This is a genomic window from Maribacter sedimenticola (assembly GCF_900188415.1).
Classification (GTDB): Bacteria; Bacteroidota; Bacteroidia; order Flavobacteriales; family Flavobacteriaceae; genus Maribacter; species Maribacter sedimenticola.
Genome location: NZ_FZNV01000009.1, coordinates 72,814 through 87,675, shown reverse-complemented (window position 1 = coordinate 87,675; position 14,862 = coordinate 72,814). Strand labels below are relative to the sequence as shown.

The 14,862-nt window shown below is 38.2% G+C and carries 12 protein-coding genes; 8 read left to right on the top strand and 4 right to left on the bottom strand.

Annotation, left to right across the window (positions count from 1 at the left end; genetic code table 11):
• Genes CHB68_RS17010 through CHB68_RS17000 form a run of 3 tightly spaced genes read left to right on the top strand, consistent with a single transcriptional unit; the run spans window position 1 to window position 3,550 of the window.
• Window positions 1-1,221: a DUF4350 domain-containing protein gene (locus CHB68_RS17010; RefSeq protein WP_179213226.1), complete on the top strand. Its 1,221-nt coding sequence runs from the start codon at window positions 1-3 to the stop codon at window positions 1,219-1,221.
• Entirely contained in the window at window positions 1,211-2,209 is a 999-nt protein-coding gene (locus CHB68_RS17005; RefSeq protein ID WP_245838979.1) for an AAA family ATPase, read from the top strand. The genes CHB68_RS17010 and CHB68_RS17005 overlap by 11 nt, the downstream gene beginning before the upstream one ends.
• Before the next feature lie 6 nt (window positions 2,210-2,215).
• Window positions 2,216-3,550, top strand: a complete 1,335-nt coding sequence (locus tag CHB68_RS17000; RefSeq protein WP_089262874.1) for a DUF58 domain-containing protein — start codon at window positions 2,216-2,218, stop codon at window positions 3,548-3,550.
• Between the two features lie 2 nt (window positions 3,551-3,552).
• Here CHB68_RS17000 and CHB68_RS16995 read toward each other — a convergent pair whose 3' ends face one another.
• Entirely contained in the window at window positions 3,553-4,017 is a 465-nt protein-coding gene (locus CHB68_RS16995; RefSeq protein WP_089262872.1) for a hypothetical protein, read from the bottom strand.
• A gap of 182 nt (window positions 4,018-4,199) precedes the next feature.
• Here CHB68_RS16995 and CHB68_RS16990 point away from each other — a divergent pair, with 182 nt between their 5' ends.
• The 4 genes from CHB68_RS16990 (at window position 4,200) to CHB68_RS16975 (ending at window position 7,896) form a co-directional block, all read left to right on the top strand.
• Window positions 4,200-4,913, top strand: coding sequence for a pirin family protein (locus CHB68_RS16990; protein ID WP_089262870.1), 714 nt, complete (start codon window positions 4,200-4,202; stop codon window positions 4,911-4,913).
• Between the two features lie 268 nt (window positions 4,914-5,181).
• Window positions 5,182-6,555 (top strand): sensor histidine kinase, encoded by a 1,374-nt coding sequence (locus CHB68_RS16985; RefSeq protein ID WP_089262868.1) that lies wholly within the window; start codon window positions 5,182-5,184, stop codon window positions 6,553-6,555.
• Between the two features lie 9 nt (window positions 6,556-6,564).
• On the top strand, window positions 6,565-7,665 hold the full coding sequence (locus CHB68_RS16980) for a Gfo/Idh/MocA family protein (RefSeq protein ID WP_089262866.1): 1,101 nt from the start codon (window positions 6,565-6,567) through the stop codon (window positions 7,663-7,665).
• A gap of 3 nt (window positions 7,666-7,668) precedes the next feature.
• A complete protein-coding gene (locus tag CHB68_RS16975) occupies window positions 7,669-7,896 on the top strand; it encodes a putative signal transducing protein (RefSeq protein ID WP_089262864.1) in 228 nt (75 codons plus the stop codon).
• 87 nt (window positions 7,897-7,983) lie between these two features.
• Here CHB68_RS16975 and CHB68_RS16970 read toward each other — a convergent pair whose 3' ends face one another.
• Entirely contained in the window at window positions 7,984-8,922 is a 939-nt protein-coding gene (locus tag CHB68_RS16970) for a 3-keto-disaccharide hydrolase (RefSeq protein ID WP_089262862.1), read from the bottom strand.
• A gap of 198 nt (window positions 8,923-9,120) precedes the next feature.
• Between CHB68_RS16970 and CHB68_RS16965 the strand changes: the two genes are divergently transcribed.
• On the top strand, window positions 9,121-12,549 hold the full coding sequence (locus CHB68_RS16965; protein ID WP_089262860.1) for a HEAT repeat domain-containing protein: 3,429 nt from the start codon (window positions 9,121-9,123) through the stop codon (window positions 12,547-12,549).
• Window position 12,550: 1 nt separating this feature from the next.
• Here the strand turns inward: CHB68_RS16965 and CHB68_RS16960 are convergent, their stop codons facing one another.
• Complete coding sequence (locus CHB68_RS16960; protein WP_089262938.1) at window positions 12,551-13,492, bottom strand: NAD(P)H-dependent flavin oxidoreductase; 942 nt, start codon at window positions 13,490-13,492, stop codon at window positions 12,551-12,553.
• Between the two features lie 48 nt (window positions 13,493-13,540).
• Window positions 13,541-14,731, bottom strand: coding sequence for a tRNA 2-thiouridine(34) synthase MnmA (gene mnmA / locus CHB68_RS16955; RefSeq protein WP_089262858.1), 1,191 nt, complete (start codon window positions 14,729-14,731; stop codon window positions 13,541-13,543).
• Window positions 14,732-14,862: the final 131 nt, after the last annotated feature.

Here is a 14,862-nt window from a genome sequence, read left to right as displayed (position 1 = left end):
TTGGGTAAACGTTCAAAAATAATACTAGGTCTTTTAATAGCGGTACTAATAGGTATCATAGCTACAGAGATCGTACGTCCCAAACCTATTAACTGGAGGCCTTCATTCACCTCTAGTTCTAAAATACCTTTTGGGTGCTACGTACTTTATCAGGAATTGCCCACACTTTTTCCAGATAGTAAAATAGAAACGGTAGAGGAAAGTATTTATAATGTTTTGACCACCCGTGATTCCAGTAAGATTTCCACTTATATAGCAATTAACAATATGCTTTCTTTTGACACTCAAGAGAGCAAGCAATTATTGAATTATGTAGCTAAGGGAAACCAAGTCTTTATTGCTGCCAACAATCTTTATGGGATGTTGGCAGATACCTTGAACATTGAGATGGAAAGATATTATGATTTCAAGGAAGATACGGCCAGTGTTAGTTTGACCAATACACGTTTTAAAACTGCACAGTTTAGGTTTGAACGAGGTGCGGACCCTGTTTATTTCACTAGTGTGGACACTTTAAATACTGAGATACTTGGCCATATCAGTTTTACCGAAAAATCATTTCTACCAACGGAAATGGATACCTTAAAAAGTAAACCTAACTTTATTAAAACAGCTTTTGGTAACGGCCATTTTTATATCAACACGTTGCCGGCAGGGTTCAGCAACTATTATTTATTGAACCGCTCCAGCAATTATAGTGCGCAAAGCCTGTCTTATTTGACCAACGATTATCTGTATTGGGACGATTATAAAAAATCCGGGAGAAAGATCATAACTTCTCCCATGCGGTTTGTTTTGAACCAACCCGCATTAAAATGGGCTTATTATCTTACAATCTTTGCGTTGCTGTTATTTGTGATTTTTAAGGCAAAAAGAGAGCAGCGTATCATACCTATTGTTTCTCCCTTGGAAAATTCCTCGGTAGAATTTGCAAGGACCGTTGGGACGCTTTATCATCAAAACAAGGATTACACCAATCTAAACCATCAAAAAATCAATTATTTTCTATCCTTTATTAGAAATAGATATTTTGTTAATACCGCTATATTGGATGATGCATTTATAAGGACCTTGGCCAATAAATCCGGTAATAGTATCAACGACACCAAAACATTGGTCACCCTTATATTAAACTTAAAAAACAAACCTATACATACAGAACAGGATACGGTTACCTTATCTAAAAAAATTAATGCATTTAAAAAATCTTATGGAAGATAATTTACAAGAAAACACTCCACAGGAGTTTAATTCACGAATAGATTTATCCCAACTTCAAGAGGCCGTCGCCAAAGTAAAAACCGAATTGGGCAAAGTGATTATTGGACAACAAGAGATGATAGAATTATTGATCATTTCTATCCTTGCCAATGGGCATTCCTTAATTGAAGGTGTACCCGGTGTAGCCAAAACAGTTACCGCAAAACTTTTGGCAAAGACAATGAACGTAGAGTTTAGCCGTATACAGTTTACGCCAGATTTAATGCCCAGTGATATTTTAGGCACCTCTATATTCAATGTCAAGACTTCTGAGTTCGAATTTAAGAAAGGACCAATTTTTTCCAACATTATTCTTATTGACGAAATAAATCGTGCACCGGCAAAAACCCAGGCAGCCTTATTTGAAGCCATGGCCGAGCGCCAAATTACCATTGATGGACACGAATACCCTATGCAACCTCCATTTTTGGTTTTCGCAACGCAAAATCCTGTAGAACAAGAAGGCACATACAGATTACCGGAAGCTCAATTAGATCGCTTTTTATTTAAAATCAATGTACGGTATCCATCCTTGGAAGAAGAGGTGCGTATCTTAGAGACCAAACATCAACAAAAGAACAATGATATTGAACTCATGGTCCAATCCGTATTGTCCGCCAAGCAAATTGCGGAATATCAAAACACCATCAAGGATATCATCGTTGAAGACAACCTTTTAAAATATATTGCGGCAATTGTCAATAATACAAGAACAAATGCCAATCTATATTTAGGAGCATCTCCAAGGGCCTCCATTGCCATATTAGATGCCTCCAAAGCTGTTGCCGCAATCAACGGCCGTGATTTTATCACCCCAGATGACATTAAAAAAGTAGTGTCCCCTATTCTATGCCACCGTATAATCCTAACTCCTGAAAGGGAAATGGAAGGACTTACTGCTGAAAAAATGATTCAAGATTTAGTGCAGACCATTGAAATCCCAAGATAAAGGATTGTGAAGAAAATTTTTAAAAATATATACTTACAACCACGCTTTTTTCTGCTTTTGGCGGGCATTGTTACCTGTTTTCTATTGGCCTATATTTTTGAAAATATCTTGGTCGTTGCCAAATCATTGTTTTATGCGTTTATTGCTTTTTGCAGTGTGGACATCCTCCTTTTGTTTATTTCAAAAGGTAATGTAAAGGCCCAACGCATTCTGGCAGACAAGCTATCCAATGGAGACGAAAACGGTATTGATATTATAATAAACAACTATTATTTTTTTAAAATAGATATCACCATTATAGATGAGCTGCCTTTTCAATTTCAAAAGCGTGATTTTAAAATTATAAGTTCAATAAAAAGTGGCGGAAAAGAAACATATTCCTATTCCTTAAGACCTGTGGAAAGAGGTGTCTATGCGTTTGGGAACTTGAACATTTTTACCAGTTCTCCCATTGGGCTATTGACCCGTAAATACACTTATGACCAAGGGCAGGAAGTGCCAGTATATCCTTCTTTTCTACAGCTAAGAAAGTATGACCTATTAGCTTTTAGCAATAAACTATTTGAGCATGGCCTTAAAAAAATTAGGAGAATTGGCCATACAATGGAATTTGAACAAATTAAAGATTATATACAAGGTGACGATATTAGAAATATCAACTGGAAAGCTACTGCCAAGAAAAATCAGTTAATGGTCAACCAGTTTCAAGATGAAAAGTCACAACCAGTCTATTCCATTATAGATAAAGGCCGTGTTATGAAAATGCCGTTTAATGCATTAAGTCTTTTGGATTATGCTATAAACGCTACATTGGTCATTAGCAATATTGCCCTTAAAAAAAATGACAAAGCTGGTATGTTTTCCTTTAGCAATAAGGTTGAGAACAGAGTGGTTGCAGAACGCAGAAGTGCCCAAATGAACTTGATTTTGGAAACACTTTACAACCTTACCACCAATTTTGTGGAAAGTGATTTTAGCAGGTTGTATATTGATATCAAAAGAAATATACCGCAACGGAGCTTATTACTATTATATACTAATTTTGAAACCCTAGATGCCTTGCATAGGCAGCTTCCTTATTTACAAGCAATTGCAAAACAACATTTATTGGTTGTCATCTTTTTCAAGAATACAGAATTACTTTCGTTTGCCGGCCAAAAGGCTATTAGTAGCAAAGATATATTTGAGCAAACCATTGCTGAAAAATTTATATACGAAAAAGAGCTCGTGGTCAACGAACTGCGTAAATATGGTATCCAAACAATTTTGACCAAACCGGAAGAACTTACACTCAATACGATCAATAAATATTTAGAGATCAAGGCCAAAGGCCTCCTATAATCCTACCTTAATAAATAGGCGGCCTGTAGCACAGCCGTAATATCACGTGAACCCGCTTCAGGATTTGATGGTAAATTAAGGTCCGGTATTTCACTATTTTCTACGACCAAGCAGCCACAATATTTGCCTCCCCCGGTCCTTCTTATAGTATTGCTGGTCAGTACGTCCAACGCCAAACCAGATACTATTCCGCCCAGGGTCGTAAACAGGACATCCCTTCCTTCAAATGAAGCTCCCCTGGGTTGATCGTACAAGGTTTCCTTTGCAATTGCCGCACCAAAACTACTGCCCACGGCACCCACCCAGGTCCAACCCCTTTTTCCGTCAAAAATCTTATGAGCGGCATAGCCCCCAACACCTCCTATGACAATTCCCGCTCCAAAATGCTTGACCGCATCATCACTACCTTGGGCCTTTAATTGAAAAAACATAAGCAATAAAAGCGTACTTAACATAACGTGTTTCATTGTGGGAACTTTATTTTATTTGTCATTAAAATTTAAAAAATAGACTGCAAATTTATACTATTAATAAACAATTTCAATAGGTATAACCCTACCTTTATTCATTAAAAAAATAGCCCTTTACAAAATAGACCAAGTAATTTTTTACTACCATATACGACCAATATCATACATAAATAAAGCATATGAAAACTATATATCACGAAGCAAAAACTAGAGGCCATGCAGACCATGGATGGTTAAAATCTTATCATAGTTTTAGTTTTGCAAACTACCATAATCCGGAACGTATGCACTTTGGGGCCCTAAGGGTCCTTAATGATGATGTAGTGGCTGCCGGCCGTGGATTTGGCACACATCCCCATCGTAACATGGAAATTATTTCAATACCATTGCAGGGAGACCTTAAACATATGGATGATATGGGTAATTCAACGGTTATTAAACAAGGTGACATACAAGTTATGAGTGCCGGAAGTGGTGTATCGCATAGCGAATTCAATAAAAACAACGACCAAGAAGTAAAGTTTCTGCAAATTTGGATATTCCCCAATCAGTCTGAAGTAACCCCACGCTACGATCAAATTTCTATTTTTGATAAAGAGGTCGCCAATGGTTTAACGCAAATAGTATCTCCCAATACCGACGACGACGGAGTGTGGATTCATCAAGATGCATGGTTTTATCTGGGCAGTTTTAATATGGAAAAATCAGGAAATTACAAACTTAAAAACAACCATAACGGCGTATATGTGTTTGTATTGGATGGCGAATTAGAAATTAATGGGCAGTTACTTCAAGCAAGGGACGGTTATGGCATTTGGGAAACGGATTCATTTTCTTACCACATAAAGTCCAAAGCTAAAGTTTTATTCATGGAAGTTCCTATGCAATTCTAATCTTATCCAAGGTTTAAATAGTTACCATATCCTTAAAAGAAATTAGAGATTAAATATGCATTGTTTTCTTATTAAAAATGCATTTTACTGTGTATTTGTATACAACTTTCTTATATTTAAAAGTGTAAAGCATACAGGTAAAAAGTTAAACAAAAGATATGCTTAAAAATGTGAATTTATTTGTTCTGTTGAGGATTATTTAAAAAATCCTTAACCATAAGCAAAATACATTTTTTAAATCAAGTTGAAATAATAGTTTATACTTTTTGTGATAAAAAACGTAAATCATAACGCCCCGGACCAAAATACCAATGAAAATAGTTTATTAGACCATATAGGTTTGATCACCCTACTTTCTGCGCTATTTACTTTTTTCATGTTCCTATATACTATGTTCAATAACACAAGGCTTTTACAAATAATAGCCTTCGTAATTTTTCTAGGTTTTGCTATAGGTTTTATCATGAACATCCTAAAATTGGAAAAGGCCACACGGCTATACATGTCGCTATTTCCCCCTACCATGTTTATGATCATCATTGTCTTGATCGGAGGTTTTTTTGGTCAAGCATTGGCCTTTGCCACAATGGCATTTTTAGCGTTCATTGCCTATCGTAATAAACCTAAAATTAGACTAGCCATTATTATCTATGATATTATGGCATTTATAGTTCCAACGCTTTACATAACTTTTTATGGTCCTATTTTGGGCGTCATAAATTTACCTTATGATGAAATTTTAGTTTACATAGCATGTCTAACCTGGCTTTCGCAGACCTTTAGAGTGTATGATGAAACAAAGACCAGAAAATATACCAATGCGCTGGAAAAAAACAATACTATGCTAAAGGTCAACGAAAAGGCATTACAAACAGCACAGAGCAATCTTGAAAAGCAAAATCAAAAGCTTTACGACCTTAACCAGGATTTGAATAAAAAAAATAAACAAATTGAGGAATTCACTTTTATCGTGACCCATGATCTTAAAAGTCCGTTAAACAATATCAATATCATTTCTCAACATCTACTGGACCAACCGAACTCTACTACCTTTAAAGAATTCAAAGAACATTTTGAACATTTGGAGGGCAGTTCCACAAGAATGACCAATTTGGTACTTGGCCTTTTAGAGTATGCCGAAACAGGCAATAGTGATAAAATGAAATTTATAGATTGCCAAGAAATTGTGCAACAGATTATTACGGACCACTCCCAATTGATCAAGAACAATAGGGCAACCGTGCTAATTAACGACTTACCCAACATTGTTGGCCGTGAAAGGGATATACGCATGCTCTTTCAGAACCTATTACATAATGCCCTCAAATTCTCTTCAGTAAGAAATGCTCCTAAAATTGTAATCTCCTCAGAGGAAAAAGACAATTTTTATCAGTTTAAAATGAGCGATAATGGTATTGGCATCTCCAAAGACCAACAACAGAATATATTCAAGGCATTTAATAAATTGCATCACCAATCTGAATTTGAAGGCTCGGGAATTGGTCTATATGGTTGCAAACGAGTAGTAGATATCCATGAAGGCGATATTTGGGTAGAATCCATAGAAGACCAAGGAAGTACTTTTTACTTTACTATTAGCAAAAATTTGCAAATTCAGGAATATTCACAACCCGAACACTAAATCCTGAACATGAAAAAGTGCCTTATCTTACTTTTGTTAATAACGATAAAAGCCGTTGGTCTAGCTCAGGAGAAACCCATTCGTTTAGGAGTAGCCGGTCTCACCCATGGCCACGTAGGATGGATTTTGGGCCGTGAAAACCAAACGGATATGGTTATGGTAGGAATTGCAGAACCCAATAAGATACTTGCCAATAAATTATCCAAGGAATTTGGGTTTCCTATGACGATGGTTTTTGATTCTATGGAGGAAATGATCGCAAAAACTAAACCGGAGGCCGTTGCTGCATTTGGAAATATTAAAGATCATTTAAAAGTAGTGCAGGAGTGTGCTCCTAAAGGGATACACGTAATGGTAGAAAAACCTTTGGCCACAACATTTGATGATGCCGTTAAAATTGCCAATTTGGCAAAAACATATAAAGTTCATGTCCTTACCAATTATGAAACATCATGGTATGAAACCAATGTCAAAGCATTGGATGAACTAAAGAACGGTACCATTGGTGAGCTAAGAAAGGTAATAATTAGAGATGGTCATAAAGGGCCAAAAAATATTGGGGTTTCACAAGAGTTTTTGGAATGGCTTACAGACCCGGTTTTAAATGGTGGCGGAGCTATAACGGATTTTGGGTGTTATGGGGCAAACCTAATGACTTGGATTATGAACGGGACAAAACCGCTATCAGTCACCGCTGTTACACAACAACTACAAGCAGATAACAATCCAAATGTAGATGATGACGCAACCATAATTTTAACCTACCCCAACCAAATGGCTATATTGGAGCCTTCTTGGAATTGGCCAATTGGCAGAAAGGATATGGAACTTTACGGCACCAAAGGAGCCATTTATGCGGATAACCCTACACAGTTGAGGATAAGAATATCAAAGGGCTACAGTCAATTTACGGAAGAGACTTTTTTACTGCCCCAACGCAAAAAACCGTTCAACGACCCTTTTTCCGTATTTACGGCAGTGATAAAAGAAGAGTTGAAATTACCACCTTTTAACGTATATTCATTAGAAAACAACATGGTTGTAATAGAAATTCTTCAAGCGGCCATTGAGAGTGCCAAATCAGGTAAGACCATACACTTAACAAAATAGCACATGAATACTACTTATAAGAAAATTTTTGGAGGTGATCGAATAAAGGCCAACAGGGTTGAACTTACCTTACGGGACGGCAATATTATTCCAATTTGTAAGGATGAGGGAGAATCTGCAAGATTAGCAGGTTTTAGCTCATCGTTACCACAGTTTATAGAAATTTATGTTCATGAAGACGAGGAAGTAAAAGCGCTATCCCTAATATCCAATTTAGAGTGGGACAATTAAAAATAGCATAAAACTTACTGTAATGGGCAAAATGTTAACTAAAAAAGTCTCCTTAAAGGAGACTTTTTTAGTTAGGTTAATCAACTATCATCCCTTGCTTAGCGGAGTTATTTCCAAGGTCTTGAACTCAACAGGGCCATGATCACCTTGTATCATAATCGGACCTGCCTCGTCCTCTTTATTGTCCAATGCGCCCCCCGTCATCCCATCAATATTCTGATTGGATATAATAGTCTTACCATTAGCAACTATAGTGACCCTTCTACCAATTAATGTAATTTCATAGGTTTGCCACTCCCCTGCTTTTTTTGCCATGTTCATATTTGGCGATATAAGGCCATAAATACCCCCAAAATAAATAGAGGAAGCCTCCAAACCAATATTATCCGCAATTTGCACTTCATAACGCCCTCTTAGATATAGACCACTATTGCTACCTTCTGGATATCTAAATTCTGCCTTTAATTTAAAATCCTTGAACTTTTGTTCAGAGATTAAATTAACCCCGGATTGTGAACTTGTTAAAATTCCATTGACCACCTTCCATTGATTACCTTCTATCACTTTCCATCCATCTAAATTCTTACCATTAAAAAGCTTAACCGCTTTGCCTTCCTGGACATTATCATAAAAAGGCAAATTTGGCGCTTTAACAGCGCTCCATTCATACTTTTTTCCATCTACATACACCATAGTACCTTTTAAGGTTTCGTCATCCAATTTTCCTTCAAATACCATATTAGATGCCCCTGGCTCCCACTGAGGCGGAATTTCAAAAGAAAATATTTCCCCATATTTTTTTATTTCCGCAATGGGCCTTGCGCTACCAAAAGCATAGGTAAACCTACCTATTAATCTACTGTTGCCAGAATGTCTAATTTCAAGCCATGATGGCAATTCCTTACCTTCTTGATTAATGGTCAAATTCCATTTTCCTTCCAAGGGATGCCCTTCTTGTGCCTTTGCTACCGTAGCATTTAACATTACAATCATGAGAAGAAGCAAGGTTGTTTTAATCGTATTCATTGTTTTGAGTTTTTTTGAGTAGTTTCAAATATAATTCAACTTTTAAACACTGTTTCCAAACAGCGCACTAAATAATGATAAATTAAAAAAATATACACCATTGTAATATGATGTTATTAATTTAACCTAACGCAAATTTCATTATTGATTATCTGCATAATTTGTTACATTTAAAGTTCATATCAACGAAACATCATAATGACATTTTTCAAAAAATTCCTTTTAGGAATACTTCCCCTATTTTTAATTGCCCTATCATCTTGTGAACCTAAAAAACCAAAGGAAATTCCTTTGGTCATTCAAAAAGACAGCACGGCGTTGTTAGAGGCCGTTGAATTGGCAAGGAAAAGTATATCGGCAACTGTTGCAGATGGCTTAAACCTTAGTTTATGGGCTTCCGATTCCTTGGCACCGGACCCTATTGCGATGGACATTGACAATGAAGGAAAAGTATATTTAACAAGATCGAATAGAAATAAAAACTCTGAATTTGATATCCGTGGGCATAGGGACTGGATGACAGAGTCCATTTCATTTGAAACCGTGGAGGACAGAAGAGCTTTTCTTCATAGAAAATTTGCACCTGAACTCAGTATGGAAAACCAGTGGTTCCCAGATTTGAACAATGACAGTATCCATGATTGGAGAGATCTTGCCGTAGAAAAAGATGAAGTTTGGATGCTAGAAGATACGGACAATGATGGCATTGCGGACATATCTACCCAAATCCTAAATGATTTCAATGATGAAATCAATGACCAAGCAGGGGCGTTATTGGTTAGGGACGAAGATATATTTGTAGGTATTGGTCCGGGAATGTACCGCCTTAGGGACACCAACGGCGATAAAATACTGGATGAAAAAACCAGCATTGCAGAAGGTTTTGCAGTTCATATAGGATTTGGTGGACACGGTATGTCCGGTGCCATTGAAGGTCCTGATGGAAAAATTTACTGGGGCATTGGCGATATAGGTGCTAATATTACCACTGTTGATGGCGAAAACCATAAATACCCAAATGAAGGTGTCATAGTAAGAAGTAATCCGGATGGTACCGATTTTGAAGTATTTGCACACGGATTGCGCAATACCCATGAATTTGTTTTTGATGCCTATGGCAATATAATCTCTTCTGACAACGACGGTGACCATAAAGGCGAAAGCGAGCGCTTGGTCCATATTGTTGAGGGATCGGATGCCGGTTGGAGGGCAAATTGGCAATATGGTAAATATACAGACCCCAAGAATAATGGTTATAATGTTTGGATGGATGAAAAATTGTTTACGCCACGTTGGGAAGGACAGGCCGCATACATAATACCACCCATACAGAATTTTCACAATGGCCCAACCGGTATGAGGTATAATCCCGGTACGGCTTTGGGCAAAAAATGGTTAAATAGATTCTTTTTGGTGGAATTTGTGGGTGACCCTACACGTTCCCATATATGGTCCTTTGACCTAAAACCAAAAGGTGCATCGTTTGAACTTAACACGGATGAGTCTATCCTAAACGGAATATTACCTACAGGTATTGACTTTGGTCCAGACGGGGCCTTATATCTTGCAGATTGGATTAATGGCTGGGGAAGTAAGGATTTTGGACGCGTATGGAAACTTGACGTTACGGAAGATAGCAATGACCTGGAACAGGAACGCTTAGAGACCCAACGCTTAATGACCCATAATTACAAGGACGATGATGCTGATAATTTGGTGCAATTATTGGCGTATCCGGATATGAGAATTCGTCAAAAAGCACAATTTGAGTTGGCCAGGAGAACATTTTGGGGCTACCGCGCATTAAAAAAGGTTATTACGGAAAACGATAATCAGTTTGCACGAATACATGCTATTTGGGGCATTGGCCAAATTGCAGCAAACGATAAGGATGACGCAAAACCGTTACTAGCATTACTGAACGACGGAGACCCGGAAATCATAGCCCAGACCGCTAAGGTTCTAGGCGATATTCGTTATGAAAATGCAGCGGATAGTTTAATTAACCTTACAAAGCATGAAAACGATAGGGTTAAATTCTATGCGGCCCAAGCTTTGGGACGCTTAAAGTATGAGAATGCCGTAGAGCCGTTATTGGAAATGATCGTCCAAAACAACGATAAGGATATTTACTTACGCCATGCGGCCGTTCTGGCATTATCAAGAATTGGCAAGGCAGAACCACTTTTAGCTCTTGCGAATAACGAAAACAGAAGCTTACGGATTGCCGCAGTTCTGGTACTGAGAAAATTACAGGACCCAAATATAGCGGTTTTCCTATCTGATAAAGATGAGTACATTGTTACGGAAACAGCTAGGGCCATCAATGACGACCTCTCTATTGAAGAGGCGCTACCAGCATTGGCAGGAATTCTTGAAAACAAAAAATATACATCTGAACCATTGGTAAGAAGGGCCATTAATGCCGCATTACGAGTTGGTGGCGAAAAGGAGTTGGAACTCTTGGTCAATTTTGCAAAAAGAAAAGATGTATCCAATATTTTACGTGGAGAGGCCCTATCAGCTCTTGGCACATGGAACAAGCCTTCCGTTTTGGACCGTGTTGATGGAAGATACCGGGGTGAAATTGTTAGGGAAGGCAATCAGTTGCAACAAAAAATAGAAAAGGATATTCCTTTTTTCCTTAAAGACAGTAATCCTGAAATCTTGATAGGCATTTCCAAAACCATTAGTGAACTAGGCATACAATCCTACAACACTGACTTGTATAGGATTTTCAGATATAACCGGTCTCCAGAAGTTAGGGCTACGGTACTTAACACATTAGGTAATCTTGGGTATGAAAATATGGAGAACATTATGGAAACGGGAATGCAGGATGCCAATGAACAAGTTAGAACGGCAGCGGTTGGTCTATTGGCAAAATTAAACCTACCAAAGGAAAAATTGCCTGCTATAGTAGGTCCTATTTTTAGAAAAGGTTCCGTTTCTGAACAACAACGTATGCTAGATGTATTGGGAGATCTTCCTGTAGAAAACAGCAACGCTATTTTGGCAAGCCTTATCGACAAGGCTAGTAAAGACCAATTAAAACAAGGGATTATGCTAGATTTAATGGAATCTGTCAAAGCCACTGAAAATCCTAAGTTGATTGCTCAATTAGACAAACTTAAACAAGCAGGATATTCAGCAGATTCTTTTCAAGAAACCTTGCACGGTGGTAATTGGTGGGCCGGCAGAAATGTATTTAACGGTAACCCAACCGCTCAATGTGTACGTTGCCATGCTGTAAACGGTTCAGGTGGTGAAGTTGGACCCGCATTGGACAATATAGCCAATGTATTGACAAGGGAACAACTTTTGGAAGCCTTAATAGAACCCAGTGCACGCCTTGCCCCAGGGTATGGTTCGGTGACATTGACCTTAACGGATGGCCAAAAAGTACAAGGTGTTTTAATAGAGGAACGCAAACATGATCTTTTACTAAAAACTTCTGAGGCCGAGCCTTTGGAAATACCATTACAGCGCATCAAAAAAAGAGAAAACTCCATGTCCGCAATGCCAGCTATGGGGCGCATGATCTCTAGACGGGAACTGCGTGATCTTATGGAGTATCTGGGAAGTTTAAAAAATGAGAAAGCAGCGGAAGTAGCAGAAGGAGTCTAGGTTACAAACCGGATATTGCTTTTTTTCTTGCATGAAACTCGTTCATGATCTCATCAATAATTTGGGCAGCTGGTTTTATGTCATGTATCAATGCAGATACCTGACCTATTTCCAGCTCTCCATCATCTAAATCACCCAAAAACATTCCTTTTTTAGCCCTACCCCTACCAAGAAGGTTTTTTAGTTCAACTACAGAAGCTCCTTTGGCATATGCACTTTGGACTTCATGATAAAACTTATTCTTTATCAATCTAACCGGAGCCAATTCCTTTAAGGTCAAATGGGTATCGCCTTCCTTAGCATTTACTACCGCTTCCTTAAAATTTATATGGTTGGATGCTTCACTGCTTGCAACAAACCTACTTCCTATCTGTACGCCATCTGCACCTAGCACCATGGCGGCCAACATTGCACTGCCCGTTGCAATTCCGCCTGCGGCAATTAAAGGCACTGAAATTTTTTCTCGTAAAGCAGGTATCAAAACCATTGTGGTCGTTTCATCACGACCATTATGCCCCCCAGCCTCAAAGCCTTCCGCAACGATTGCGTCTACACCGGCATCTTGAGCCTTAAGTGCAAATTTTAGACTACTGACCACATGTACCACCTTAATGCCCCTTTCCTGTAAAAAACCGGTCCATGTTTTTGGATTTCCTGCAGATGTAAAAACGATTTTTACATCTTCCTCCACAACAATATCCATTAGCTGGCCAATATCCGGATACAGCATGGGTATATTAACACCAAACGGCTTATCCGTTGCACTTTTACACTTTTGAATATGTTCCCGTAGAACTTCCGGGTACATACTGCCCGCACCTATGACTCCTAAACCACCATGGGTAGATACCGCACTGGCCAATCTCCAACCACTGGTCCATACCATACCACCTTGCACTATAGGATACGCTATTTTGAAAAGTTGGGTTATTTTATTTTGTATCATAACAATATATGGATGCAAGCAAAGGAACAATATATCCTAAAATTATTAAGAGATCACTCCAGAACCAATAAGGTCATCTTCTAGATACCAAGCTACAAATTGACCTTCAGTAATTGCGGATTGCTGCTCTTTAAAATCTACATACATACCGCCATTTACTTTATAAAGTCTTGCATCCTGTAATTCCTGACGATAGCGAATTCGTGCTTTTACAGGTAGACTTTCATCGATCTGCAATGCCAAATCTGGCCGTACCCAATGAATTTCCGCATCTTTAACAAATAAGGTCCTCCTATACAATCCAGGATGCGATTTTCCCTGACCCGTATAAATAATATTGTCCTTAACATCGGTATCTATTACAAATAAAGGTTCCTTGGTGCCACCAACCTGCAATCCTTTACGCTGCCCCTTGGTGAAATAATGCGCACCTTGGTGTTCCCCTACAATCTTACCATCCGTAATTTTATACACATGTTTTTCAGCATAAAATTTCAACTCTGATTGAACATCGGTAAAAACGGGTACATCCTGTGCATAATTATCCCATTGAGCAGGAACTTCAACTATTTTGCCTTTTCTAGGTTTCAATTGTTGCTGTAAAAATTCCGGTAGTCTTACTTTTCCAATAAAACATAGACCTTGGGAATCTTTTTTATCTGCAGTGATCAAGTCCATTTTCGCCGCAATTTCGCGTACTTCTGGTTTCGTCAATTCACCAATGGGGAATAAGGTCCTGGACAATTGCTCTTGAGACAATTGACACAAAAAATAAGACTGATCTTTATTTCCATCCTTGCCTGCCAATAATTGATAGGTCTTGCTTCCATCTGCGTTTAACAAAGTTCCTTTTCTGCAATAGTGACCGGTTGCCACGTAATCAGCTCCTAATTGTAGGGCTATCTTTAAAAAAACATCGAATTTTATTTCCCTATTACATAATACATCAGGATTTGGGGTCCTGCCCATCTCGTATTCCCTGAACATATAATCTACTATACGCTCCTTATACTCAGCGCTCAAATCAACGGTCTGAAAAGGAATTCCCAATTTTTCCGCAACGATCAACGCATCGTTACTATCTTCTAACCACGGACATTCCTCTGATATTGTTACAGAGTCATCGTGCCAATTCTTCATGAACAGGCCAATAACATCATACCCATGCTCCTTTAAAAGGTATGCCGCCACACTGGAATCCACTCCGCCAGAAAGTCCTATAACTACTTTTTTCATCTCATCTTCTTGGTCGTAACAAAATTACAAAATTTCATTTCAACACATTTTTTTTTCAACCGTATGAATTTGTCGCTATATGAACGGTTCAGGATTACAATTGCTTTTCTTTTGTCAATTACAAAACATTT

Bases quoted from the DNA above. Each gene is read 5' to 3' on its own strand.
- CHB68_RS17005 (WP_245838979.1), top strand. From the start codon at position 1,211: ATGGAAGATAATTTACAAGAAAACACTCCACAGGAGTTTAATTCACGA.
- CHB68_RS16995 (WP_089262872.1), bottom strand. From the start codon at position 4,017: ATGAAACACGTTATGTTAAGTACGCTTTTATTGCTTATGTTTTTTCAA.
- CHB68_RS16990 (WP_089262870.1), top strand. From the start codon at position 4,200: ATGAAAACTATATATCACGAAGCAAAAACTAGAGGCCATGCAGACCAT.
- CHB68_RS16980 (WP_089262866.1), top strand. From the start codon at position 6,565: ATGAAAAAGTGCCTTATCTTACTTTTGTTAATAACGATAAAAGCCGTT.
- CHB68_RS16975 (WP_089262864.1), top strand. From the start codon at position 7,669: ATGAATACTACTTATAAGAAAATTTTTGGAGGTGATCGAATAAAGGCC.
- CHB68_RS16970 (WP_089262862.1), bottom strand. From the start codon at position 8,922: ATGAATACGATTAAAACAACCTTGCTTCTTCTCATGATTGTAATGTTA.
- CHB68_RS16965 (WP_089262860.1), top strand. From the start codon at position 9,121: ATGACATTTTTCAAAAAATTCCTTTTAGGAATACTTCCCCTATTTTTA.
- mnmA (WP_089262858.1), bottom strand. From the start codon at position 14,731: ATGAAAAAAGTAGTTATAGGACTTTCTGGCGGAGTGGATTCCAGTGTG.